Source organism: Roseinatronobacter alkalisoli (genome assembly GCF_028745735.1).
GTDB classification, from domain to species: Bacteria; Pseudomonadota; Alphaproteobacteria; order Rhodobacterales; family Rhodobacteraceae; genus Roseinatronobacter; species Roseinatronobacter alkalisoli.
This window is the reverse complement of record NZ_JAQZSM010000035.1, coordinates 1-23,602: the sequence shown is the minus strand read 5'-3', so window position 1 is coordinate 23,602 and position 23,602 is coordinate 1. Positions and strand designations below refer to the sequence as shown.

The following is a 23,602-nucleotide window of genomic DNA, read 5'->3' as shown; positions in this document are numbered from 1 at the left end:
GCGCTTTGCAAGATCAATCCCGATGATGGTAACTTCGGACATGGATGCTCTCTCCTTCTGTGATGTCTTCAGCAAACATCACCTTGGCACATTACGATGCCGTCGGGAGGGGGCATCCATGCCATCAACAAAGCCTGCGATCATGGGTTGTGCCAGTTCATCCATGCTGCCGATCCGGGCTAATGCTTGTTGCCGCGCCGCAGTCTCCTCAAGGCCATTTGCAATCCCCTCGTCCACGAGATCGTCCAGATGGCCGCGAAGTTCCGTAACATAGCGCAACGCGCTGGAGGGGCGGACACCGGCACGGAGAAGATGATCCTTCAGAGTGTTGAACAGGTCAGCCACGCGCCGACACTCCAAGCACGCTGGTGACCGCATCATGGATGCGCGTCCATGCGGTCGCGGCTTGCGTCAGCCGCTTTTCTCCGGCTGGTGTCAGGGTGTAATAGATCCGGCTTCTGCCCGCGACGGTCTGGCGGCGGGATTGCAGCGCGCCTTCCCGTTCCAGTAGGTGCAGCATGGGATAGATGACGCCCTCGCCCAGCACGATCGCCTCGCCGGTCGCGTCTCGAATGGCCTGCACCAGTTCATAGCCATACATTTCCCGTTCCTTGAGCAGCCGCAGAACCAGCAGCTCGGGAACGCCGTTCAGATAGTTGGGTGAGCTTTCGCGTTTCATAAGCGGCCTCATACCTATCGCAAAGAGGTATATACCTCTTTGCGATAGGTATAGCAATCCAATCTGCCCGCATCGCGTTCTTGTCGCGCAAATCTTAGTCCCTGCGGCAGAGTGCCGTGGATGGAAGGTTCAGTCCGTTCCGCACAACTTGCTGTCAGCAGGCCTACATCCTGTCACGCAGTAACTTTGCAAGATCACGGGACCTATGAAATACCGCCAAGATCGTCACGGCGTCGGGGCCAACCTCGTAGACGATCAGGTAGGGCAAATCCGCGACGCTGAGTTCCCGCGTCTTGGGATGGCGTCCGGGGCGACCCAAGGCCGGAAACTCAGGCAGCTTCTCCGCCGCACTCACGATTCCCCAATACACCCTTTCTGCAGCAACGGGATTATCCATTGAGATATAGTCCACAATCCCTTCAAGATCGCGGGCCGCAGGTTCAGCAATGACCAGCTGCTTCAACGTGACCAGCCGTGCTTTGCGGCTATCCCGGCAAAGACCTCACCCGCAGGCGCAACTTTGCCGTCACGGGCTGCAGCGATACCGTCTTTGATCCGTTCCACCTGCCAAGTGTTCGCTTCAAGATACTGCTCAATCGCCTGATTGACGATGTAGTTGCGGGAACGGTCCATCGCACCCGCCAAAGCGTCGATCTCGGCCACCTTGGCTGTGCGGATGGTGATTGGTTCGGATGCGGCGCGCTGTGGCATGATGTGCTCCATTGTAACCATCTGTAATCATAGCATCGGTTGGTGCGGAATCCAAGCTGTGAACTATGCCGGGGCAGGCCGCCCGGGACTGTTGCATTAATCGCTGTGTCTTGCCAATTTTTGCTTTTGAGGTCGAGCATGCCGCGCAAATCGCCATTCAGATACCACCGCTTTCCACGCGGGATCATCCTTTGTGCGGTACGTTGGTATTTGCGCTAGCCGCTGTCATATCAGGACGTGGTCGATCTTCTTGCTGAGCGCGATATCACTGTCGATAGATCGACAGTTTTCCGTGGGGTGCAGAAGTTCGGGCCTGAAATCACCAAGCGCACTGAGAAGCACCTGCGCCGTGCCAGCCTCGATTGGCATGTAGACGAGACCTACATCCGCGTTAGCGGGAAATGGCGTTATTTGTGGCGTGCGATTGATGCGAACGGCCAGATGGTGGACTTCCGCTTGACCGCACGGCGAGACGCAAAGGCCGCTAAAGCGCTTCTAAACAAGGCAATCGAGCGTGTGCGGCTGCACCGGCCGGTCACGATCTGCACGGACAAAGCGCAGGCATACCGGCATGTCATCCGTGAGATCAATCACCGATATGACCCGCATTTTGACAGCATCCGGCATATCGACCGGAAGTGGCAGAACAACCGGATCGAGGGCGACCACGCCGCCATGAAGCGGCTACCCGGATACCGGCAGAGCTTCCGTTCCTTGCCAACAGCAAAGGCAACGTTGAGCGGCATTGAGACGATCCGAACCATCAAGCGCGACCATCTGGACCACAAACAGCCAGGAGTCAGAGGCGAGATCGCGTTCATCGATCGCTTGTTCGAAACCGTTGCGTAACCTCAGCATATTTGACGTCACACGGCTCAACGAGATTAATGCAACAGTCCCCCGTGTCGCGCGTCAATTGGCTTCGGGCTTGGTTGCGATGGCTTTCAGCTAATGGCCATGTCCTCTGCAGTTTTGCCCACTTCCAGTGCTGCCACGAACCACTGCGGTTTGCGCCCCCGGGCTTCGGTGTTGTGCGGTTTGTCCTCTCAGCTCTCTCCATCCTTCCCAAGGTCTCTGTGCGGGAAGGACTTGCCAAGGCGAACGCGGCAATCGAAGTGCCACGGGCCATCGCCTCTTTCGTTGTGCCGCTTCTGATCGGTCTCTACTTCACCGCCGTTCCGCCTGTGCTTATCATCGCGATAGCCCTGATCGGGTCGTTAGTAGCGTTAGGTTTCACCAGCACGCTCCCAGCCGTGGCGATGGAACCACCTGCCAGTTCCCACGATCAAGAACGCGCTAGAGGCGTTGCACCCCAGTTTTTCTCGGGTCACGCCCAACCTGATTTTTTAAAAGCCTGCTCCAGCAGGCTGCCACCCTCACGCGGCTCACTCCAGATGGCAAAGTACGCATGCACCGTGCGCCACTTGGGAAACTCCTAGGGCAGCATGCGCCACTGGCAACCGCTTCTGAGCAGGTACAGCAGTTTGACTATATGGTCCGCTGTCAGGTGCGTTTGGCCGGTTATCTGACTGCCGCCGTCGTCTCGGCAAGCTTCAAGATCCCTAGGCTAGCGGGCGTCGCGCCGGAGTGCTTGAGGCGGCTTGCCGAAGCCCCGCATGAACGCCTCGCGAAGATGGCGTCGGTCGCGAAAACCCGTTTCGCGAGCCACCACCTCCAGCGGATGGCGGCTGCGCTCGATCATCAAACGCGCTGCCTCCACGCGCAGACGCTCTACCGCCTTAGCTGGCGACTGGCCGGTCTCGGCCGTGAACACACGGCTGAACTGGCGTGGGCTGAGGTTCGCGGCCGCAGCGAGTTCTTCCACGCTCAGCGACTGCGCCAGGTGGCCGCGGGCATGCTCCAGCGCCCGCGCGATGCGGTCCGAGCGCGGCGCGAGATTCAGGATCTCCGAATGCTGCGACTGGCCGCCCGAACGGCGCTGATGCATGACCAGCCGGTGCGCCACCGATCGCGCCACGTCGTCGCCCAGGTCCTTCTCGACGAGACCGAGCGCCAGATCCAGTTCGGCCGTCATGCCGGCCGAGGTCCAGATCGGGTCATCGGCGATGAAGATGCGGTCCGGCTCGACCTGGACATCGGGATACCGCTGTTGCAGTGCATCCGCATAGGCCCAGTGCGTCGTGGCGCGTCGCCCAGCCAGCAGGCCGGCCTGGGCCAGTACGAAGGCTCCGGTGCACAGCCCCACGGTCCGACGTGCCCGAGCGCTGCACTTTCGCAACGCATGCAGCAATTCGGATGGAGAGGGTGTGGCCAACGGGTCAATCACGCCCACCACCATCCAGGTGTCGGCCGTGCAGCGTGCGGTGAAGGAACGCGTCTGCAGGGCCGTGCCTAGCGATGTCTTCACGCTGCCGCCGGGCATCGAGTGACAAGTCACCTCGTAGAAGGGCTCGGCCGCCACAGAGTTGGCGAACTCGAAGACCGCCTGCGTGGCCAGCGCCATCACTTGGAACCCAGCCGGCAGGACGTAGCTGACTTTGTGCATTTTTTATCTCCGAAGCATATGGCATAAAACATGACTATAAGCGTCATTTACGCCAGACGCCAGACGGTGCAACATGTGCTCCATCGCAACCCCGATACGGAATACCACCATGACACAGACGAACTTAGGCACCGCCCTTATCACCGGAGCCTCCTCCGGCATCGGGGCCCTCTACGCCGACCGCCTGGCGCGACTCGGCTACGACCTGATCCTCGTCGCCCGCAACCGCGAGCGCTTGAACCTGTTGGCTGAGGAAATCACCAGCCGCCACGGCCGCGCGGTGGAGGTCTTCCCCGCCGACCTGAACGACCCGGTCGCGCTGCGCAGCGTGGAGAACAAGCTCAAGCAAGATGCCAGCATCACCCTGCTGGTCAACAACGCCGGCATTGGCACGCACACGCCGCTGCTGGAGAGCGACGTGGACCAGATGGTGCGCATGATCGAACTCAACGTGACGGCGCTGACCCGGTTGAGCTACGCGGCGGTGCCCGGCTTCGTGGCACGCGGCAGAGGTGCGTTGATCAACATCGCCTCGGCTGTGGCCGTCTCTCCGGAAACCCTCAATGGCGTCTATGGCGGCAGCAAGGCCTTCGCGTTGGCCTTCAGTCAATCGCTGCAGCACGAGCTCGCCGGCAAAGGCGTGCGGGTGCAAGCCGTGCTGCCGGGTGCGACGGCAACCGAATTCTGGGCACGCGGCGGCCTTCCGGTGGAGCACCTGCCGGCGCAGATCGTGATGCGTGCCGAAGACCTGGTGGACGCCGCCTTGCTGGGCTTCGAGCGCGGCGAGTCGGTGACGCTTCCGTCGCTGCACGACGTGGCGCTTTGGGATGCCTACGAAGGCGCGCGCAAGGCGATGGCCCCCCACCTCTCGAGCAACGAAGTGGCGTCGCGCTACCAGCCCTTGCGCTGAGTGGCCGCATCGCATTCGAACTGCGCCCCGCTCTTAAATCCGCATGGAGGCGCGTTGAATGCGCCCGAAAGCATGCATCCATTCATGGCCCCCGGCCACGACGTACCACTGAAGAAATCGAGGAGAGCCACCGTGCCGCTGACCAGCAATGATCCACTTTCCGCAATCAGGATTCCCGGGACCAGGGAACACTTTCTTGACCCGCTCGGGTCAAGGGAGAAGGGTCTGGGGCGATTGCGCTATCTCTCGGGCGGTAAGGGGCCAGCGTTGATCTTGCTGCACACGGTGCGGACCCAGGCCGAGCACTTCCGTCACCTGATCCCGCTCGTCAAAGACCGGTACACGGTTTATGCCCTCGATCTCCCTGGAATGGGTTACTCGCAGATCGTGCCGAACGCCTCCTATGAGGAGCCGGCCATGCGCGCGGCGGTCAAGAGCCTCATCACCCGACTCGATTTGCGCGACGTGACGCTGCTTGGCGAATCAATGGGCGCGACGCTCGCTCTCACCACCGCGGCCGATCTGCCCGAGAGAGTGCGGCGTGTCGTGGCGATCAATACCTATGACTACGCGGGCGGCATCAAGCGGTCCAGCCTGCTGGCCCGGTTCGTCGTGACCGGCGCGCTGGCGCCGTTGGTCGGCCCGACCATCGCAGGCGTCCAACCAAAGCCGATCGTAGGCGCCGTGCTCCGCGGGGGCCTTGGCAACACAGCCGCCCTGCGCGATGACTACCTCGATGAACTGCTGAAGGTCGGACGCCGGCCCGGCTATCCGGTCGTTGTCCGCGCGGTGTACGGCAACCTGCCCAGCCTCATCGCGGCCCGCGCCCGCTACCCCAAGGTCAAGGCGCCCGTTCATCTCATCTACGGAGAGACGGATTGGTCCAGACCCTCAGACCGGCAAGCCAACAAGCAACTGCTGCCCGCGGCCGAGTTTTTAGAGGTGCCTGGCGCCGGCCACTTCATCGCCCTTGAGCGGCCCGACGTGGCTGCCAAGGTGTTGAACGACGCGTTGCGACTCGCGAGCGTTCCGAAAGCCGCTGCCTGATGCCGCTCGACGCAAATCTCTTAATCTTCGATCAACCCGCAACAACCTGAGGTGCACTCATGCCCACCCCTGACATCGTTTTCTGCGCGCGCCCAGTTGAACACTCTCGAACAACCGCTATTGCAAAGGAGCAATACAATGACATTCAAAGCACTACTGAGCACCAAGTCTGGTGAGGCGATTTCGACCGCCCTGGTCGATTTCTCCGAGGCTGATCTGATGCCCGGCGACGTCACCGTCGCGATCGACTACTCGACGGTGAACTACAAGGACGCGGCGGCGATCAGCGGCCGCGCGCCGGTCATCCGCCAGTTCCCACTGATTCCAGGCATCGATTTCGCCGGCGTGGTGGAAACGTCCTCACACCCGGCGTTCGCGCCGGGGGACCGCGTGGTTGCCAACGGCTGGGGCCTGAGCCAGACGCATCACGGCGGCTTCGCGCAGAAGGCCCGCGTCAGTGGCGACTGGTTGATCAAGCTGCCAGACGTGTTCTCGACGCGAGACGCAATGGCCATCGGCACGGCGGGCTACACGGCAATGCTTGCCGTGCTGGCGCTGGAGCACGCTGGCCTGACACCGGACAAGGGTGAGGTGCTGGTGACCGGCGCCGGCGGTGGGTCCGGGTCCGTCGCCATCGCGCTGCTGTCCAAGCTCGGCTACCGCGTCGTCGCCTCGACCGGCCGAGCGGAGGAGACGGCCTATCTGCGTGACCTGGGCGCCGTGGAGGTGATTGATCGCCGCACGCTGTCCGAACCGGGCGCGCCGATCGGCAACGAGCGGTGGGCTGGAGCCGTCGACTCGGTGGGTAGCCACACACTGGCCAATGTGCTGGCCCAGACCCGCTACCGCGGCGCCGTGGCCGCGTTTGGCCTGGCACAGGGTATGGACCTTCCCGGCTCGGTCCTGCCCTTCATCTTGCGCAATGTCACGCTGGCCGGCATCGATTCGGTCAACGCACCGCAGGACGTGCGCCTGGCAGCGTGGTCCCGCCTGGCGAAGGACCTCGATCTGGGCAAGCTTGCGCGTGCGACTCAGGTGGTCGGTCTCGCGGATGTGCCCGGCCTCGCGGAGCCCGTGCTGCGAGGGCAGGTGCGTGGGCGCACGGTTGTGGACGTGAGCGCCTGAGCTGCGACAAGGCATCGATAATTTCGAATCCTGGGTCGCGCGACTGCCGCCTGGTCCTGCCATTTCAAAAGAAAGAGATCCCCATGAAAGCCTTCATCATCGACCGCTACGGCAAGAAGGAAGTCGGTCGCCTCGCCGACATGCCTGAACCGGGCATGCATGACGACGACGTGCTGATCCAGATTCACGCCGCCAGCGTGAACGCGCTGGACGTCAAAATCAGGACCGGCGAGTTCAAGAGCGTCATTCCCTACCGCATGCCGCTCATCCTCGGCAACGACGTGGCCGGCACCGTCGTACGGGTCGGCCGTCTCGTTCGGGACTTCAATGTGGGTGACGAGGTCTATGCCCGTCCCGACGACGACCGGATTGGTACGTTCGCAGAGCTGATCGCGGTCAAGGCCACGTCGGTGGCTCGCAAGCCCGCCAACATCGGCATGGGCGAAGCGGCTTCGCTGCCGCTGGTGGCGCTGACGGCCTGGCAGGTCTTGGTCGAGACGGCCAAGCTGAAGAAGGGGCAGAAGGTGTTCATTCAGGCGGGCTCCGGTGGCGTCGGCACCATCGCGATCCAGTTGGCCAAGCACCTTGGGGCCTGGGTCGCCACGAACACGAGCACGGCAAACGTCGATTGGGTCAAGGCCTTGGGCGCAGATGTGGTCATCGACTACAAGAAGCAGGACTTCGCCACCGAACTGCGTGATTACGACGTGGTGCTGAACAGCCTCGGCAGCGATGAACTGCACAAGTCGCTGCAGGTGCTAAAGCCCGGCGGGCACCTCATCTCGATCTCCGGGCCGCCCACGCCCGCCTTCGCTGCCCAGCGGGGATTCCCCTGGCCGGTGAAGCAGGTGCTGCGCCTGCTGAGCTTCGGCATTCGAAGGAAGGCCAAGGCCCGCGGCGTCAACTATACGTTCGTCCTCATGCGCGCCGAAGGCAAGCAGCTGAGCCAGATCACGGCGCTGGTGGAGAAGGGGGCGATCCGTCCCGTCGTCGACCGGTCGTTCACGATGGACCAGACCGCAGAGGCTCTGGCCTATGTCGAGCAGGGGCGTGCCAAAGGCAAGGTCGTGGTGCAGGTCCGCTGAGAGCGGCCCTGAGCTGCCCTCGAACGGATGCGGGCACATCAAGTTCGCTGCGCACAGCGAGCGGTTCAGTGGCGAGCAGAAGAGCGGCAGCCACCGTCGACCACAAGAACCGCATTCAGAGCCTCGACTGACGGGCCCGACCGGGCCCGACTACACTATCCTCACGGAAAAAGGGCCTTTGAACGAACTATCCCCCATTGGGTGCATGCTAACGATAATTTCCGTTCAATCACAATCCAACGTTCACAACGACAATTCCACTTTTGGAAAAAGGAAAATACCATGTATCTAGCCCTTAAAAATATACATCTGACTTTTGTGGTCCTATCACTGCTGGCATTTTTCATACGTGGCATCTGGCTGTTTATGAACTCCAGTATGCTCAGTAAAAAATGGGTAAAAATATTACCGCATGTTATTAGCACGATTTTATTGGTGAGCGGGATAGTGCTGGCGGTTCACTTAAGCATGTCACCCGGTAGCCAGCCTTGGCTGATGGCCAAAATTATCGGCTTGATCGCTTATATTGGTCTGGGCGTCGCAGCATTCAAAGTACCGAATCCCAATGCCCGTAAACTTCTCTGGATCAGTGCATTAATCGTATTTGCTTACATCGTTAGCGCTGCTATTAGCAAAAATCCACTGGGTTTTTTAATCTAATTGCTGCAATCCATTTTCTTGTTACCCCGGTTTGGGAGAGTTCATAAAGATCCTGCAAATCAAATATCTGAACAATATCCTTGAGCAACATCACCGATTTATCAAACGCATCACAGGGCGAATGCTTGGCTTCGAGGCGTTCCATTCCGCTTCAGCAACGCTCGAGGGTATCGAGACCGCGCACATGATCCGCAAGGGACAATTTGGCACCAACGGCTTGAATGCATTTCAGCAGTTCGCCCAGATCGCAGCAGAATTATGTCCAGCGAAAGCCTCCTCTCAACCAATCTGAAAATTTGCGACAGAACCCTTGAAAGCCCACCTGCTCGGTGGCGTCCAGCACACCCTGAACAGTGGGACCATCTGACTGTTTGATCCTACGGTTTGATGGTGCAATCCTTCTTCAGGGATGGAAGGACGCATTATGGGCCAGGTTCGTCACGGCAGCCCGTTCTGCTTGCGCAGGCTCTTGTCGAAGGCCGATGCAGGAACGAAGCGCCGCAGCAGGCTGACCTGGCGCGCGAGTTTTCCCGCAGGGTAACGCCGGTCGGGCTGCGCCGCACGGGCCGCCTTGACCACGGTTTGTGCGACAATTTCCGGGGGATCACCCCGTTCCACGCTTTTTTGCAGGAATGTCTCGGTCTGGCGGCGCACAGTATCGTAGTAGGCGAGCGGCTGATCGGGTTTCGACATGTTCCGCTCGAAAGCGGTATTGGTGTAGCCCGGTTCGACCAGCGTGACCCGGATGCCCTGCGTGCGCAGTTCATGGTCGAGGGACTCGGAATAGCCTTCGAGGGCGTGTTTGCTCGATGCATAGAGCGCATTATAGGGCGCGGGGATCAGGCCGAGGATCGAGCTGATGTTGATGATCCGGCCCGCGCCCTGCCGCCGCATCACCGGCAGCACGGCATTGGTCATACGCATGACGCCGAAGACGTTGACGTCGAAAAGCGCCAGGGCCTGCGCGGGCGAGGATTCCTCGGCGCCGCCAACGACCCCGACGCCCGCGTTGTTGACCAGCAGGTCGATACGCCCCGCGGCGGCGAGAACCTCCTCGACCAGCCGGGCGACTGACGCGTCATCGGTCACATCGCAGGTCAGAAGATTAATACCGCCAGAGGTTCCGGCGTCACCACGGGTGGTGCCGAAGACGCGGTAGCCGACTTTTTGCAGCGCCCTGGCACTGGCCTGTCCGATGCCACCAGCGGTCCCGGTTACCAGAGCGACGCCGTTAAAATTCCGATTCATGGTTCATCTCTTTCTTGAGCAGGCAGGGAAGGCGGGCGTCAGGCCCGGGAACCGTCGGTCCAGCGCCGGAACAGGACGCTGGCGTTGACGCCGCCGAAGCCGAAGCCATTGGCGATGGCGTAATCCATCGCCATGGGACGGGCCTGCAAGGCGACGAAGTCGATCCCCGCGCCTGTGGGTTCCGGGGCGGTCAGGTTCAGTGTCGGTGGCGCCACCTGATCGCGCAGCGCCAGAATAGCGAAGATGGCCCCCAGCCCGCCGGCGGCGCCGAGCAGATGCCCGGTCGCCGATTTCGTGGCGCTGACCGCGAGAGCGGAATTGCTGCCGAAGATCGCCTTGATGGCGGCGATTTCCCCGCGATCCCCGACCGGCGTGGAGGTAGCATGAGCGTTAAGGTGCTGGATCTCCTGCGGCTGGATCCCGGCCTGCGCTATCGCGATTTCCATGGCGCGGCGGGCACCGCCGCCGTCCTCAGGCCCCGAGGTGACGTGATGCGCATCTGCCGTGGTGCCATAGCCGACCAGCTCGGCCAGCGGTTTCGCCCCACGGGCCAGCGCATGCTCCAGCGACTCGATGACCAGCAGGCCTGCGCCTTCACCCATGACGAAGCCGTCTCGTGCCTGATCGAAGGGGCGCGAGGCCTGCGACGGGATCTCGTTGAACCCGGTGGACAGCGAGCGGGTGGCGGCGAAGCCGCCGAGGCTGACGTTGTTCATACAAGCTTCGCTGCCGCCGCAAAGGGCGATGTCGGCCTCGCCAGCGCGGATCAGCCGTGCTGCGTCGCCGATGGCCTGAATGCCGGCGGCGCAGGCGGTCACCGGGGCGCCGAGCGGGCCTTTGAAACCATGTCGGATCGATATCTGGCCGGCGGCGAGGTTAACCAGAAAGGAGGGCACGGTGAAGGGAGAAAGGCGACGGGCGCCGCGGGCGTCGACCGTGCGCACCGCATCGGAAATGGCGGGAAAGCCGCCTACTCCCGAGGCGATGATTGTAGCTGTGCGCAGGCGGTCGACCTCCTGACCCGGTTGCCAGTGCGCCTGCGCCAGCGCTTCGTCGGCGGCCCCCAGCGCGAAGAGGATGAAGCGGTCGACTTTGCGCTGGTCCTTGGGTGCCAGGACCTTGTCCGCATCAAACCCGGCCTCAGGATCTTGTGCCAGTGAGGGGACGACACCGCCCACCTTCGCTGGAAGGTCGCCTACCATTTCGTCAGGGAGCCCGCAGACGCCTGAATGTCCCCCTAGCAACCGCGACCATGTAGCCTCTACCCCTGCGGCGAGGGGCGTGACGGCCCCCAGACCTGTGACAACGATTCGTTTCATCTAGTGTCCTGTCGATTTTGGCGCCGAAAGCGCATTGCTCAGCACTACCGGCAGAAACACCAGCAACGCGATAGCGGAGCCGGTGGTCAGCAGGAAGGCGAGGGAAACATGCGGCGGCATTGGCAGTATGCTCGCCAGTGAGGCGCCGAGGGCGGCGCAGCCCATCTGCAGGAAGCCCAGCAGCGCCGAGGCGAGGCCAGCCTGCTGGCCGAATGGCTGCAGCGCAAGCGCAGTACCAAGCGGGTTGATCAGTCCCATACCGAACAGATAGAGTCCTATGGCGGCGGTGAAACTCGATATGGATGGGGCGGCAGCCACAGCGAACATCGACAAACCACCGGCGAGAGCGAGGGCGATGCCGAACAGGCCGACCGCCCGCAGGCCCTGACGCCGCGCCAGTCGCGGGGCGAGAAAGCCGGCGGTAAAGACGATTCCCACCGTGGCGGCGAAATACAGACCGAGTTCCAGCCCGCTGAGACCCAGTTCGCTCATCATTAGCGCCGGAGCCGCGGCAAAGAAGGTGAAAAGACCGCCGATTACCAGACTCACAGACAATGCCGGGAGGATGAAGCGCGGATCGGCGGCCAGCCGACCATAGGCGGCGGCAACGGCTACCGCGCTCAACGTCACCCGGCGGTCAGTCGGGTGGGTTTCGCCGATGCGGCGAGCGTAGTGCAGTGCCAGCACCGCACCAATACCGGCGACGACCAGAAAGGTGATCCGCCAACCGAACAGCCCCTCCAGCGCGCTGCCCAGCAGCGGCGAGAAACCTGGCGCCGCCGCCATGGCGATCATGGTCAGCGCCAGAGCCCGCGCCAGCGCCTCACCCTCGAACAAATCGCGGGCGATGGCGCGCGACAGGACCGAGGCTGCACAGGCCCCCAGCGCCTGAATGACACGACCGAGGATGAGAAACGACAGAGTTCCGGCCATCGCGCAGACCACACTGCCGATGACAAAGACCGCCAGCCCGCTCAGCACCAGCCACTGGCGACCGAAGCGGTCGGAAAGCGGCCCGACGATTAGCTGGCCAATGGCGAAGGCTATGAAAAAGCTGCTCAGGGTCAGGCCGAGTTCCTGCGATGTGACGCCGAGCCCGGCACCAATCTGCGGGAAGGCGGGCAGGATGATGTTGGTGGCCAGCGCGCCAAGGGCGGCCAGCCCGGCCAGCAGGAACAGGATGCCGCCGGTCAGGCGGCGCTCGACGGGGGCCCCGGCGTGTACGGACATCATGGCCTCCTCTGCGGGATGAGACAGGTCGAGGTGCCGTGCGCGTAGAGCCTGCCCTGCGCGTCTTCGACCCGTCCCTCCAGCGTGATGACGCTACGGCCACGCGACACCACCTGGCCGGTGACGCGCATGACGCCGGAATTTGCGAAAACGGGACGTACGAATTTGGCGGAGGTTTCGTGCGACGGACAGATCTCGCCGGGCGCGAGCGTCGTCTGTGCGGCCAGCGCCATGGCGGTGTCGAGCAGCGTCATGATCCAGCCGCCATGCATGGTATTCATCAGGTTGGCAAAGCGCGGCTCGGGATTGGCCAACAGCGCAACCTTGCCCTCTTGCGGCGCGAGCACGGTGATCGGCATCGTATCGGCCATCGGCGGGCGCTGCGCACTGCCATCCGCAAGCCGTGCAACTAGTTCCAACCCGGTGCAGTCCGCCAGATCGGTGATCGGAACGCTGGCGCTGGGCGCCCCTGCCCCGCGATCCGTCGTCAAGAGTGCGGTCCTTGCTGGGTATCGCCCGGCTGGGCGTCACGGATCCCGGCGGCAGCCTGCACGTTCCCGGCAGCGGCCTGCAGGATTCGTCCGGCGAGTTGTTCGTCGTTCACTGCCCGCGCGAGGAGAAGTGCGCCAACCATGGTCGAGAGCGTGGCCATGGCCTTGTCACTTGTTTCCGCGGCAGCGGCGGCCTCATCGACCGCTACATCGCCGGCTTCGGAGAACCAGCCGGTGAGCAGGTGGAGGTACTCTTTGATACCCGTCTCGAACGAAGCCCTGATGTTGGCATTCTGTCTGACGGCGTCGGACCCGAGCGCGGCGATCGGGCAGCCCTCCATCCGTTTTTCGCGGTGTGCCGGGTTGAGATAGAAAGCGATCACCGCGCCGAGCGGGTCTTGCGGGTTCTTCGCAGCGGCGGCTTCCCACCGCCGCTGCGTACTTTGCATCGCCCGTGCCGATGCCTGGGCAGCGAGATCATCTTTCGACGCGAACTGCTTGTAGAAAGCACCCTGCGTCAGCCCGGCACCATGCATCAGATCCTTGAGGCCGATGCCGTCAAAGCCGTGCTCCCGAAACAGTTGGCTGGCGACATCGATCACTTTTTGCTTGTTCTGCTCGGCCTGAAGGCGACTCACGCGCATCGGCGACCCTCCATTTAGATTACGAGAGAACTCTAACAGAGTGTTGACAGTGGGTGCAAGGCACTTCTTGAGGGAAAAGTCGCGCAGCCGTCTGAAACCCAATGCACGGCCGCAAGCGGCATTGCCAATGGCATTTAGATTATATATGCAATCTATAATTAACGGAACCCACAGCGGTCCTGTCCCATCTCGCAAGGAGCGTGCAATGCGCCGCCAGGAAATCGTCCTCATCGAACCGGTCCGAACAGCGATCGGGGCCTTCAATGGCTGCCTGAAAACCGTCCCTGCCACACAACTCGGCGCTACCGTCCTGCGCGAAACCGTGTCGCGGGCGGGGCTTGAGCCGGGCGAGATCGGCTCGGTCACGATGGGGAACGTCATTCAGGCGGGCAACCGGATGAACCCGGCGCGGCAGGCAGCGATACATGCCGGGCTTCCGGTGTCGGTTCCGGCAATGACTGTCAACCGGGTCTGCGGTTCGGGCGCGCAGGCGATTGTCACTGCCGCGCAGGAGATCCTTGCCGGTGCGGTGCCTGTCGCGCTGGCAGGCGGGATGGAGAACATGGACCGCGCGCCCTATCTGCTGGACAACGGTCGCTGGGGCTATCGCATGGGTCCCGCCGAGATCATGGACAGCATGCTGACCGACGGTTTGAACGACGCCTTTTCTGGCCTGTATTCCGGATGGCACATCGAGGACCTGGTGATGTCGGTGGGCCTGACCCGAACGCAGCAGGATGCCTTTGCCCTGCGTTCGCAACTGGCGTTTTCGGCGGCGCAGGCCGCAGGCCGATTCGACGGTGAGATCGTTGGCGTCGAGATCAACACCAGCCGCGGGAAAGGAGTCTTCGCACGGGACGAGGCACCTTGTCCGGGCACGACGCTGGATGCGCTCGCCCGGCTGACACCAGCCCTCAGCCCGGACGGCACGCTCACCTCCGGGAATGCCCCGGGTGTGAACGCCGGCGCCGCTGCGATGGTGGTTTCCGACCGCGCCTGGGCCGAGAAGCACGGGCTGAAACCCGCCGCACGACTAGCCGGGTACGGCGTGGCGGCGGCCGAGCCGGAAATGTTCGGAATGAGCCCGGTCCCGGCGGTTGAAAAAGCGCTGACGCATGCCGGGTGGACGCTTGGTCAGCTTGAGCGAATCGAGATCAACGAGGCCTTCGCCGCCGTGCCGTTGGCTGTCATGCAGGCGCTTGGTCTGCCGGAAGATATCGTCAACCCTGAGGGCGGCGCCATCGCGCATGGTCATGCCATTGGCGCGACCGGGGCTGTGCTGGTGACCCGTCTCGTCCACGCGATGCAGCGCGAGGGGCTTGCGCGCGGCATGGTCACGCTCTGCATCGGCGGCGGGCAGGGGATCGCCCTGGCCATTGAGCGTGTCGCGTAAACCGGAGGGGTCTGCCTGTCCCTGAGTCAACGCCGCAGTGCCCCGGATTCAGATACACATGGTGCAAAACAGTCGAAACCGGACTTCAATTGCTACCCATTGGTCGCACCCTTACCAGAAGAGTTCCCACGGACCGTTGGACTGGTTCGTCATGCTGGTTCATCGTGATGTTGCGTATTTTGATCATTCCCTGACCGGGGCGGGACTTTGAGGGGCGGAGGACAAGAACCTCTGATTCCACACGCAATTCATCGCCAGTGCGCACGGGGCGAGGCCACGTCAGTTCCTCAAACCCGGCGCCAACGATACCGCCAACGGGAACGAAGCTACTCTCTACTAGAAGTCGCATCGTGAGGGCTGCGGTATGCCAGCCGCTTGCAGCCAGCCCGCCACAAAACGTGGCCTTTCAAGGGTTCTGTCGCAAATTTTCAGATTGGTTGAGAGGAGGCTTTCGCTGGACATAATTATGCTGCGATCTGGGCGAACTGCTGAAATGCATTCAAGCCGTTGGTGCCAAATTGTTCCTTGCGGATCATGTGCGCGGTCTCGATACCCTCGAGCGTTGCTGAAACGGAATGGAACGCCTTGAAGCCAAGCATTCGCCCTGTGATGCGTTTGGTAAATCGGTGATCTTGCTCAAGGATATTGTTCAGATACTTGATTTGCAGGATCTTTATGAACTCTCCCAAACCGCTGAATTTGAGGATCACATTCACAGCCTCCAGCCCCGCCAGATTGGCCCCGCTTTTGTCGATAACGATGCGATCGGGGACACCGTTGTTGCCGATTGCGCGCCGGAAGAAGCGCCGTGCTGCAGGTTTGTCACGACGCTCAGACAGCATGAACCGAAGGTCCGCGAAGCGAAATCAAGGGTTTGGCCGTTCCGGTCCACCGCGCGGTAGTGAGACATCCACTTGCCCTTAACCTTGATGTAGGTCTCGTCCATGCGCCATGACAAAGCTGTCAGCCGCTTTTTCGTCCGCGCTTGAGCGGCGATCAGAGGTGAGTATTTGATCACCCAACGGTTCAAGGTGGCATGGTCAACATCGATCCCACGCTCCTGCATAATCTCTTCGAGATCACGATAAGAAACCGGGTAGCGCAGATAGAAAAACACCGCGAACACGATCACGGATTTCGGATAGTGCGTGCCATTGAAATCAACCATTTTACTATCCAACCATTGCTGCGAGCTGATCTCCTAACGCGATGCGACCGGGGCACCAACAGCGCCCCCAGAATCTTTGCGACAGAACCCAAAAAACATCGCAACAGCCTGTTGACCTTCCCATTGGAGGAAGCACTACCGTCGTCTGCGAGTGGAAAATTCTGGACGGAGATGGGCAATGAATGCTCGAACAAAGCACCCCTCGCAAGCACATCGGGTCATAAGCTTACAGATCGAGGGCATAACATGCGCATCGTGTGTGGGTCGCGTTGAAAAGGCGCTCAAGGCCGTGCCCGGCGTTGAAAACGCCAATGTCAATCTTGCCACCGAACGCGCCGATGTCGTTGTGACCGAGCAGATCGAATACGAAGCCTTGGTGCGCGGGGTTGAACAGGCTGGCTATTCGGTATCCTCAGCACCAATCAAACTGGCCATCGAAGGCATGATATGCGCTTCCTGCGTCGGCAGGTTAGAACGCGCCTTACAGGGTGTGCCGGGGGTTGTTTCGGCCACCGTCAACCTGGCGACCGAGCAAGCGACCATCCAGGGCAACGCGGATGAAGCACTTCTGGTCAAGGCGGTTGAACAGAGTGGATACACCGCGCACCCCACGGACCGGCGCGGTAGCGACCGCGTCGCGCCAATAACGGTCATCGGGGACTGGTTCACGTCTGGCCCCTTTGAAAGCCAGAAACCACAAATAGAAGCCATGCTTGGGCAGGTCGGTCGCAATGAGACCATTGCGGGTGCGCCAAAGCAACGTCCGGTGGTGCATCGTCCCCAAGTCGGACAGGTCATCGATCTGGAACCCGGTCAGACGATCCTCTCGGCGGTGCTGGAAAAGGGTATTCCCTATCCGCACTATTGTCGCTCCGGGCAGTGTGGCAAGTGCAAGTCGCGCCTGCTCGAGGGGGAAGTCTCGCTTCTCGGTCACACTGAATTTTCTCTTTCAGAAGAAGAGAAGGCGAATGGACAGGTTCTGGCCTGCTGTGCGGTACCTACTAAAGGATCGGTGAGTGTAGAGTGGCTCGGCCCGCATCACGAAAAGCCCGACCATCCCGAGCGCAGATTGCAATGCCGTTTCTCAGCCATCGACGCGGCGACCCACGATATTCGCCGCGCTCGGCTCGCCCTCGATGGCCAGCCATTCAGCTTTTCTGCGAGCCAGCATGCCCGGTTGTCGTTGGAGGGACTTCCTGCACGCGATTACTCGATGGCCAATCGCCCTGACCGGAGCGAACTCGAATTCCATATTCGCCGTGTCCCCGATGGCGAGACATCCAGTTTCATTCATTCACATTTGAAACCGGGGGAGTGTGTCACACTCGAAGGTCCGTTCGGGTTCTCGCATTTGCGTCAGGAACACTCCGGGCCGATCGTTGCGGTTGCCGGAGGTTCGGGACTCGCGCCCATCCACTCGATCGTGGCCACAGCCCTGCATCTTGGTATGGACCAACCGATCCATGTCTATTTCGGGGTGCACACTGAGCGGGATCTCTACATGCTGGATCATTTCCAGTCCCTGGTCGACACGCATCGGAACCTGATATTTACACCCGTATTGTCGGATCAGCCATCAGCGCGCTATCGGACGGGCATGGTCAGCGGCGCGATCGCCGAGGATCTGGAAAACCTCGATGGATGGAAAGCGTACGTCGTAGGCCCGCCACCAATGGTCAAAGCCACCACGCTGGTGCTGGCTGCGGCAGGGCTGCAATCGCGGAATCTGCACGCCGATGTGTTCTTCACACCAGAGGAGCACTGAGACCCGTGACCGAAACTTTGCCGGACGTGGACGTTCTGGTGGTAGGCGGGGCCCAAGCGGGGCTCGCAGCCGGCTACTATCTTGCCAAAACGGAGCATTCATTTCTGATCGTCGATCGCCATAACCGCGTCGGTGACAGTTGGCGCTCTCGCTACGACTCGCTGACCCTCTTCACCCCGCGGGCCCTTAGCGCGCTGCCTGGCCTTCTCCTCGATGGGGACCCCGAAGGGTATCCGGCACGCGATGAATTTGCCGGCTACCTCGAAACCTATGCCAGCCATTTTGGCTTGCCAGTGCTTTCCGGAAACGGCGTGACCCGGCTCGAACGTCGGACCGACGAGCGGTTCGTCGCGCAACTCGATGATGGCAGGCACATAGCGTCCAAAGCGGTGATCGTCGCGACAGGAGCGTTTCAGAAAATCATTATCCCAAGCGTCGGTGCAGACTTCGGACCGGCAGTCCGTCAACTGACGCCGGAGAGTTATCGCAACGCTACCGACGCCCCGACTGGCACCGTTCTCGTCGTGGGGGACGGAGCAAGCGGACGCGACATTGCGGCAGAATTATCCCGTTCCCACGACGTCGTTCTGGCTGTTGGGCGCAGCCGCCGACTGTTTCCGGAGCATATTCTGGGCAAGAGCACATGGTGGTGGCTACGAAAGCTGGGCATGTTGCGGGTAAGGCCGGACACAACGATGGGACGCCTGATGCGGCGAACCGACCCGTTCCCTGATAGGGGCCGCAGTCTGGCCAGACTGCGGCAGATGGGCGTAACCGTTTCAGCAAGGTTAGTTTCCGCTCATGGCCGCCTCGCATTCTTTGCAGATGAATCGAGAGGGACGATCGACTCTGTCATCTGGTGTACCGGCTACCGGGACGACAGCACATGGCTTCAGATTCCGGGCAGCACCCATTCCGACGGAACGTTTTTGCAGAAGGCTGGGCTATCTCCAATAGAGGGTCTTTTCTACCTCGGCCGGCCATGGCAGCGCAATCGCGCTTCAGCCCTTGTCATGGGTGTAGGTGAAGATGCAAGCGCATTGGTGCCGTTGTGCGTGAAATACTGCTCCGACCGGCACTTGAGCATGGTGTGACATTACCGAAAGCTGAAGGCGACACAGGCTCGGCTGCCGGTGCAACATTGGTCATGGGTTTGGACCAAACCTATTCGTAAAGCTTCTCGCGAGAAATCGTCTTCACCCTTTAAACCTCGGCGGATTCAAGTGGTCGTCGCAACACTCTCATGTTGGAGGTTGCGATGACTTTTCGAAAGCGGCGGTCACACCGATCTGGTCGGGCGCCCTTGCTATCACCAGGACGGCCGCCAGAGGCGAAGCGATCTGAACTTCAGCGGTTTTGGTTGGGGATCGCTCGTGGAATGGCGAGCGAGAGTGCTGCATTGGAAGCGGGCATATCGCAGCCTGTCGGAGCGAGATTATTCCGAAAGGCCGGCGGCATGCCACCATCGATGTACATATCCTCGGCCAAGTCGCCATCCGGGCGGTATCCCTCTTTTGCGGAACGGGAAGAGATCGCCCTTCTTCGCGTGCAGGGCCTTTCGATGCGCAACATTGGTCGCCGCCTACATCGATCCGCCTCAACGATCTCCCGCGAGTTGCGCCGCAACGCCGCCACGCGCAGCGGCGGGCTGGAGTATCGTGCCTCGACTGCTCAATGGCATGCCGAGTGATCGGGCCAACGCCCAAAGATCGCCAAGCGTGCGCTGAACCCAGCTCTGCGTCTCTATGTCGAAGAAAGGCTCGCCGGAACGGTCGTGGCACCTGACGGGATCGTCGTCGCTGGTCCTACGGTCCCTTGGATTGGGCGCCGACACGGGCAGCGCAAGGACAGAACCAGAGCGGCAAGGACAAGACCACCGTCATCTACAATGCCAACATCACCATGCAGGATATCCCGCTGGAGGCCTATGACAACGTCGTCAACGGCAAGCCCGCGCTGGAATGGGTAATGGAACGCCAGGTGGTCAAGACCGACAAGGCCAGCGGGATCGAAAACGACGCCAACCGCTATGCCATCGAGACTATGAACAACCCGGCCTACCCCCTGGAACTGTTCCAGCGCGTCATCACTATCAGCCTGCAAACTATGAAAATCGTGCGCGGTCTGCCGAAGCTGGAGGTGATGTGATCCGCGCCGCGATCCTGTTGGGAGTGCTGTCCATGGCCAACCCGGCCATGGGCCAGAGCTTTTCATGCAATATGGGAACGCGACCCACATGCCTCGGCTTTGGCGAAACCGCTTGTTCCAGCTCCGGCAAATGCGTCAACCAAAACGCGGTCTGTTTCGACAGCTTTCAATGCGACTATCGGGGCTTCACCTGCAGGTCCAATGTCGTCGAGTGCCTCGACAGGCACGAGTGCCTTTTGCGTGACCACAACACGCTGGTTGATGAATACAATGGTCTGCTCGACACGCATAGCCGGCTCGTACGAGACCACAATGCGCTGATTTCAGACCACCGCGATCTGCGTGCCAGCCATAGTGACCTCATAGACCAGCACCGCCGAAACCTCGAGTTCACACGACAGTTGCAGCGCGATCTGGATAACGTCGAGGGGTGCCTGATCCTTGCCCGGACACTCAATGATGCACAGGAATGCATACCATGATCCCCGATTACACTTTCCGTTTCATCGCACTGGACGTGGAAACCGCCTGCAGCGATGCGGGCAGTATATGCCAGATCGGCCTTGCCTGCGTCTGGCCTGACAACAGGATCCACACCTTTTCAACGCTTGTAAACCCCGGCACCGCTTTCGATGCCTTCAACATCCGTCTTCACGGGATTGGCCCTGATCACGTCAGGAATGCCCCCTGATTTGATAAAGTGCTTGACCTTCTTTTCCCAGTTTTGTCCCGCCACCATCTGGTGCGACGATGACCGATCTGATGCTTTTCTTATCCACGTCCGCTTCAGCCCGTTGTCACCAAGGGCGATAGTGTCGTAGAGATGTCGAAACGATTCAGGACTGACGATGCGGACACATTTTGCTTTTCTTCTTGCCTTCATGATCGCCACCGGATGTACCGCCGGTTCTGGCGCAGTGGTCAAAGGTGCAGGCCCCGATGATCTTCTGAAGCTTCGTGACGGGCCAGGACTCAACCACAACATCATAGTCGGATTGCCAGACGGAACGAACCTCACCCGGCGGAACTGCGTGACAACAAATGGGATGGTCTGGTGCAGGGTATTCCTTACAGACCAACCCAGTGTTTCGGGTTACGTTTCGGCAGACTATCTGGCCCACAGATGACAATGCTGGCGGCTCCATAGCCGCCGCTCAATTTATCACCATATTTTTGCGGCGAAGCCATTTGGCCTCAGCAACGCGATCAACCGAACAGCCACCGAAATTCATGCGTGACTACCGCAGATACGGCCTGAGAAGATGCTTCCGCCAAGAAACGTACCTTCCAGAGCGCTATAGCCATGATAGCCACCACCGCCGAAACCTGCCGCCTCTCCACATGCATAAAGACCAGAGATCGCCTGCCCTGCCGCATCCAGTGCTCGTCCGTCAAGATCTGTATGTAATCCGCCAAGCGTTTTGCGGGTCAGGACATGAAGCCTGACTGCAATCAGTGGCCCCGCCGCAGGATCGAGGACGCGGTGTGGCCTCGCTGTCCGCATCAGTCTGTCACCCAGATAGGACCGCGCCTGTCGCAAAGCCAGGATCTGCGCGTCCTTGGCAAACAGGTTTCTCAGTTGGGCATCGCGCGCCTTGATCTGCGTCGTCAGGTGATCTAGCGACAAACTCCGCTCGCCCACTCTGTTCATACCTTGAACCAGATCCGTCAGATTGTCCGCGACGACGAAATCCTCGCTATGGGTTTTGAACGCCTCGACCGGGGGCGGCGCGCCTTTGGACATGCGGCTTTTTATCAACAGTCGAAGGCTTTTTCCAGTTAGATCCGGGTTCTGCTCGGAGCCGGAAAGGGCAAATTCTTTCTTCACAATTTTCTGGTTTGTGATGAACCACGAATAGGGCTGACCTGTCCGGCACAAATGGCGCAACGTCGCCAAACTGTCGAAACCCGGCAGACAAGGCGCCGGTAATCGGTTGCCATCCGCGTCAAACCACATCGAAGATGGCCCCGGCAGAATGCGGATTCCATGGTCTGGCCAGATCGGGTCCCAGTTTCGGATACCCTCGGTATAGTGCCACATCCGGTCGCCGTTTATGACCTGTGCGCCAGCGGCCTCTGCATGGCCGATCATGAGCCCGTCCACATGCGCAGGCACTCCGATAACCATGCGTTCAGGTAAGGGCCCAAGCGTTTGGGCAGGCCAGTTGCGGCGCACCAATGCCTCGTTTCCGCCAATGCCGCCGCTCGCGACGATCACAGCCTCGGCATGGATTGCAAAGTCTGCAGTCACCTCACGATTGGTTGATCTACCGCGATCAGCATTATCGGGGGCCAGAATCTCACCCTCGACTCCCGCAATGTTGTTCCCGTCCCGGATAAGTCGGGTGACCCGGTGGCGGAATTTCAGTGTGATCCGCCCGTCGATTTCTGCAGCGAGGATTCGGCGAATAAACGGGTCAAGAACCCCCGGCCCAGTTCCCCATGTCACATGAAAACGCGGGACAGAGTTTCCGTGCCCATGTGCCAGACCGCCACCGCGTTCGGCCCAGCCGACCACGGGAAACCAACGCATTCCAAGCCCATGCAACCAAGGCCGCATCTCAGTCGAGGCAAAATTCAAATAAGCCTCGGCCCAACGGCGGGGCCATTCATCCTCTACCCGGTCGAAGCCCGCGGACCCCATCCAGTCGGTCCGGGCCAGATCAAGGCTGTCGCGAATACGACATCTTCGCTGTTCGGGCGTGTCGATCATGAAAAGCCCGCCCAGCGACCAGAAGGCCTGCCCTCCCAGATTGCTACGCGGCTCCTGATCCACCAAAATCACCCGCCGTCCTCGCGCGACAAGCTGGTCCGCAGCGACCAGTCCAGCCAGCCCTGCGCCAATGACCACAACATCCGTGCTGTTGCTCATCACTCTCCTCCAATGAACGGGTCGCGTTCACGGTGTCAGGTGCGCGCAGCACTGTCCATCATTCCCTTGCGGCAGAGCTGGGTTCGCGGGCTCTCGGCTATTACCCGAATGCGCAGTATCATACCGGGCTACCCAAAACGCCCGAAACAGTTGCAGTGGCATTGCCAAGTTATTTGGGACGGCTGATTTGGGTAGATGTTGAGGCATGAAGGTACCACCGTCCGTGCCGCGCCTGAAAGGCTTTCGTTTCCCACGTAGGATTGTCGCCTACGCTGTTTGGGCCTACCACAGGTTTGCCCTCAGCACGGCAGATGTTGAGGATCTCTTGGCGGAGCGGGGTGTCACTGTCAGCCGAGAAGCGATACGTCTTTGGGTCAACCGGTTTGGCGCGCATTTCGCCGCGTGCACCCGCCGGGACCGTCCCCGACCAAATGACAAATGGCATCTGGACGAGGTCGTGATCTCGATCAACGGGGTAAAACAATGGCTCTGGCGGGCTGTCGATGCTGATGGGGACACGCTTGAAATCTTGGTTCGAGAGGCGCCGCAACGCCAAGGCGGCAAGGCGGTTCCTGAACCGGCTGATCGCGCGATTTGGTCA

25 protein-coding genes and 7 pseudogenes are annotated in these 23,602 nt (G+C 60.9%); 16 read left to right on the top strand and 16 right to left on the bottom strand.

Annotated elements, in window-relative coordinates; all coding sequences use genetic code 11:
- Positions 1-78 precede the first annotated feature (78 nt).
- The 4 genes from PUT78_RS20675 to PUT78_RS20660 all read right to left on the bottom strand — a co-directional run bounded on the left by PUT78_RS20675 (position 79) and on the right by PUT78_RS20660 (position 1,390).
- Positions 79-345 (bottom strand): permease prefix domain 1-containing protein, encoded by a 267-nt coding sequence (locus PUT78_RS20675; RefSeq protein ID WP_274354148.1) that lies wholly within the window; start codon positions 343-345, stop codon positions 79-81.
- Positions 338-679: a PadR family transcriptional regulator gene (locus tag PUT78_RS20670; protein ID WP_274354147.1), complete on the bottom strand. Its 342-nt coding sequence runs from the start codon at positions 677-679 to the stop codon at positions 338-340. Before PUT78_RS20670 ends, PUT78_RS20675 begins: the two co-directional genes overlap by 8 nt.
- Before the next feature lie 163 nt (positions 680-842).
- On the bottom strand, positions 843-1,142 hold the full coding sequence (locus PUT78_RS20665; protein WP_274354146.1) for a type II toxin-antitoxin system RelE/ParE family toxin: 300 nt from the start codon (positions 1,140-1,142) through the stop codon (positions 843-845).
- A complete protein-coding gene (locus PUT78_RS20660; RefSeq protein WP_274354145.1) occupies positions 1,139-1,390 on the bottom strand; it encodes a CopG family ribbon-helix-helix protein in 252 nt (83 codons plus the stop codon). Before PUT78_RS20660 ends, PUT78_RS20665 begins: the two co-directional genes overlap by 4 nt.
- Positions 1,391-1,528: 138 nt before the next feature.
- Between PUT78_RS20660 and PUT78_RS20655 the strand changes: the two are divergent.
- Positions 1,529-2,239: pseudogene (locus tag PUT78_RS20655) on the top strand (IS6 family transposase).
- 95 nt (positions 2,240-2,334) lie between these two features.
- On the opposite strand, the pseudogene PUT78_RS23895 reads toward PUT78_RS20655, so the two are convergent.
- From PUT78_RS23895 to PUT78_RS20645, 3 genes and pseudogenes are all read right to left on the bottom strand, one after another.
- A pseudogene (locus tag PUT78_RS23895) lies at positions 2,335-2,403 on the bottom strand (H-NS histone family protein); the annotation flags it as partial.
- Between the two features lie 320 nt (positions 2,404-2,723).
- Positions 2,724-2,873 (bottom strand): annotated as a pseudogene (locus PUT78_RS20650) (transposase); the annotation flags it as partial.
- An 84-nt stretch (positions 2,874-2,957) separates the two neighbouring features.
- Positions 2,958-3,896 (bottom strand): GlxA family transcriptional regulator, encoded by a 939-nt coding sequence (locus PUT78_RS20645; RefSeq protein WP_274354144.1) that lies wholly within the window; start codon positions 3,894-3,896, stop codon positions 2,958-2,960.
- Positions 3,897-4,005: 109 nt separating this feature from the next.
- Between PUT78_RS20645 and PUT78_RS20640 the strand changes: the two genes are divergently transcribed.
- From PUT78_RS20640 to PUT78_RS20615, 6 genes and pseudogenes are all read left to right on the top strand, one after another.
- Positions 4,006-4,806, top strand: coding sequence for an SDR family NAD(P)-dependent oxidoreductase (locus tag PUT78_RS20640; RefSeq protein WP_274354143.1), 801 nt, complete (start codon positions 4,006-4,008; stop codon positions 4,804-4,806).
- A gap of 132 nt (positions 4,807-4,938) precedes the next feature.
- Positions 4,939-5,853: an alpha/beta fold hydrolase gene (locus PUT78_RS20635; protein ID WP_274354142.1), complete on the top strand. Its 915-nt coding sequence runs from the start codon at positions 4,939-4,941 to the stop codon at positions 5,851-5,853.
- Positions 5,854-5,991: 138 nt separating this feature from the next.
- Entirely contained in the window at positions 5,992-6,978 is a 987-nt protein-coding gene (gene acuI, locus PUT78_RS20630) for an acrylyl-CoA reductase (NADPH) (RefSeq protein ID WP_274354141.1), read from the top strand.
- An 83-nt stretch (positions 6,979-7,061) separates the two neighbouring features.
- Positions 7,062-8,063 (top strand): NADP-dependent oxidoreductase, encoded by a 1,002-nt coding sequence (locus tag PUT78_RS20625; protein WP_274354140.1) that lies wholly within the window; start codon positions 7,062-7,064, stop codon positions 8,061-8,063.
- A 282-nt stretch (positions 8,064-8,345) separates the two neighbouring features.
- The gene (locus tag PUT78_RS20620) at positions 8,346-8,723 is read left to right on the top strand and encodes a SirB2 family protein (protein ID WP_274354139.1); all 378 of its coding nucleotides are present in this window, start codon (positions 8,346-8,348) and stop codon (positions 8,721-8,723) included.
- A 52-nt stretch (positions 8,724-8,775) separates the two neighbouring features.
- Positions 8,776-9,015 (top strand): annotated as a pseudogene (locus PUT78_RS20615) (DDE-type integrase/transposase/recombinase); the annotation flags it as partial.
- 146 nt (positions 9,016-9,161) lie between these two features.
- On the opposite strand, the gene PUT78_RS20610 reads toward PUT78_RS20615, so the two are convergent.
- Genes PUT78_RS20610 through PUT78_RS20590 form a run of 5 tightly spaced genes read right to left on the bottom strand, consistent with a single transcriptional unit; the run spans position 9,162 to position 13,655 of the window.
- Positions 9,162-9,971, bottom strand: a complete 810-nt coding sequence (locus PUT78_RS20610) for an oxidoreductase (protein WP_274354138.1) — start codon at positions 9,969-9,971, stop codon at positions 9,162-9,164.
- Positions 9,972-10,009: 38 nt separating this feature from the next.
- Entirely contained in the window at positions 10,010-11,290 is a 1,281-nt protein-coding gene (fabF, locus tag PUT78_RS20605) for a beta-ketoacyl-ACP synthase II (protein WP_274354137.1), read from the bottom strand.
- On the bottom strand, positions 11,291-12,523 hold the full coding sequence (locus PUT78_RS20600; RefSeq protein ID WP_274354136.1) for a multidrug effflux MFS transporter: 1,233 nt from the start codon (positions 12,521-12,523) through the stop codon (positions 11,291-11,293). It abuts the gene before it with no gap.
- Positions 12,520-13,011 carry a PaaI family thioesterase gene (locus tag PUT78_RS20595; protein ID WP_274354135.1) on the bottom strand — a complete coding sequence of 164 codons (492 nt, stop codon included), beginning with the start codon at positions 13,009-13,011 and terminating at the stop codon, positions 12,520-12,522. The genes PUT78_RS20600 and PUT78_RS20595 overlap by 4 nt, the downstream gene beginning before the upstream one ends.
- Positions 13,008-13,655 carry a TetR/AcrR family transcriptional regulator gene (locus PUT78_RS20590; RefSeq protein ID WP_274354134.1) on the bottom strand — a complete coding sequence of 216 codons (648 nt, stop codon included), beginning with the start codon at positions 13,653-13,655 and terminating at the stop codon, positions 13,008-13,010. Before PUT78_RS20590 ends, PUT78_RS20595 begins: the two co-directional genes overlap by 4 nt.
- Before the next feature lie 205 nt (positions 13,656-13,860).
- Between PUT78_RS20590 and PUT78_RS20585 the strand changes: the two genes are divergently transcribed.
- Positions 13,861-15,048 carry a thiolase family protein gene (locus PUT78_RS20585; protein ID WP_274354133.1) on the top strand — a complete coding sequence of 396 codons (1,188 nt, stop codon included), beginning with the start codon at positions 13,861-13,863 and terminating at the stop codon, positions 15,046-15,048.
- 85 nt (positions 15,049-15,133) lie between these two features.
- On the opposite strand, the gene PUT78_RS20580 is transcribed toward PUT78_RS20585, so the two are convergent.
- Both PUT78_RS20580 and PUT78_RS20575 read right to left on the bottom strand, forming a co-directional pair.
- On the bottom strand, positions 15,134-15,397 hold the full coding sequence (locus PUT78_RS20580; protein WP_337994710.1) for a hotdog family protein: 264 nt from the start codon (positions 15,395-15,397) through the stop codon (positions 15,134-15,136).
- 115 nt (positions 15,398-15,512) lie between these two features.
- A pseudogene (locus PUT78_RS20575) lies at positions 15,513-16,216 on the bottom strand (IS6 family transposase).
- A 178-nt stretch (positions 16,217-16,394) separates the two neighbouring features.
- Here PUT78_RS20575 and PUT78_RS20570 point away from each other — a divergent pair.
- The 6 genes and pseudogenes from PUT78_RS20570 (at position 16,395) to PUT78_RS20545 (ending at position 20,820) form a co-directional block, all read left to right on the top strand.
- Positions 16,395-17,981, top strand: coding sequence for a cation transporter (locus PUT78_RS20570; RefSeq protein ID WP_274354132.1), 1,587 nt, complete (start codon positions 16,395-16,397; stop codon positions 17,979-17,981).
- A 5-nt stretch (positions 17,982-17,986) separates the two neighbouring features.
- Complete coding sequence (locus PUT78_RS20565; protein WP_274354131.1) at positions 17,987-19,075, top strand: flavin-containing monooxygenase; 1,089 nt, start codon at positions 17,987-17,989, stop codon at positions 19,073-19,075.
- 164 nt (positions 19,076-19,239) lie between these two features.
- Positions 19,240-19,833: pseudogene (locus PUT78_RS23890) on the top strand (helix-turn-helix domain-containing protein); the annotation flags it as partial.
- 50 nt (positions 19,834-19,883) lie between these two features.
- Complete coding sequence (locus tag PUT78_RS20555) at positions 19,884-20,129, top strand: type ISP restriction/modification enzyme (protein WP_420793537.1); 246 nt, start codon at positions 19,884-19,886, stop codon at positions 20,127-20,129.
- Complete coding sequence (locus PUT78_RS20550; RefSeq protein WP_274354129.1) at positions 20,126-20,611, top strand: hypothetical protein; 486 nt, start codon at positions 20,126-20,128, stop codon at positions 20,609-20,611. The genes PUT78_RS20555 and PUT78_RS20550 overlap by 4 nt, the downstream gene beginning before the upstream one ends.
- Positions 20,599-20,820, top strand: coding sequence for an exonuclease domain-containing protein (locus PUT78_RS20545; RefSeq protein ID WP_337994709.1), 222 nt, complete (start codon positions 20,599-20,601; stop codon positions 20,818-20,820). Before PUT78_RS20550 ends, PUT78_RS20545 begins: the two co-directional genes overlap by 13 nt.
- Here the strand turns inward: PUT78_RS20545 and PUT78_RS20540 are convergent.
- Positions 20,731-21,054: a hypothetical protein gene (locus PUT78_RS20540; protein WP_274354151.1), complete on the bottom strand. Its 324-nt coding sequence runs from the start codon at positions 21,052-21,054 to the stop codon at positions 20,731-20,733. The genes PUT78_RS20545 and PUT78_RS20540 overlap by 90 nt on opposite strands.
- Here PUT78_RS20540 and PUT78_RS20535 point away from each other — a divergent pair.
- A complete protein-coding gene (locus PUT78_RS20535; RefSeq protein WP_274354127.1) occupies positions 20,978-21,256 on the top strand; it encodes an SH3 domain-containing protein in 279 nt (92 codons plus the stop codon). The genes PUT78_RS20540 and PUT78_RS20535 overlap by 77 nt on opposite strands.
- A gap of 101 nt (positions 21,257-21,357) precedes the next feature.
- Here the strand turns inward: PUT78_RS20535 and PUT78_RS20530 are convergent, their stop codons facing one another.
- The gene (locus tag PUT78_RS20530) at positions 21,358-23,001 is read right to left on the bottom strand and encodes an FAD-binding dehydrogenase (RefSeq protein ID WP_274354126.1); all 1,644 of its coding nucleotides are present in this window, start codon (positions 22,999-23,001) and stop codon (positions 21,358-21,360) included.
- A gap of 205 nt (positions 23,002-23,206) precedes the next feature.
- Here PUT78_RS20530 and PUT78_RS20525 point away from each other — a divergent pair.
- A pseudogene (locus tag PUT78_RS20525) lies at positions 23,207-23,602 on the top strand (IS6 family transposase); the annotation flags it as partial.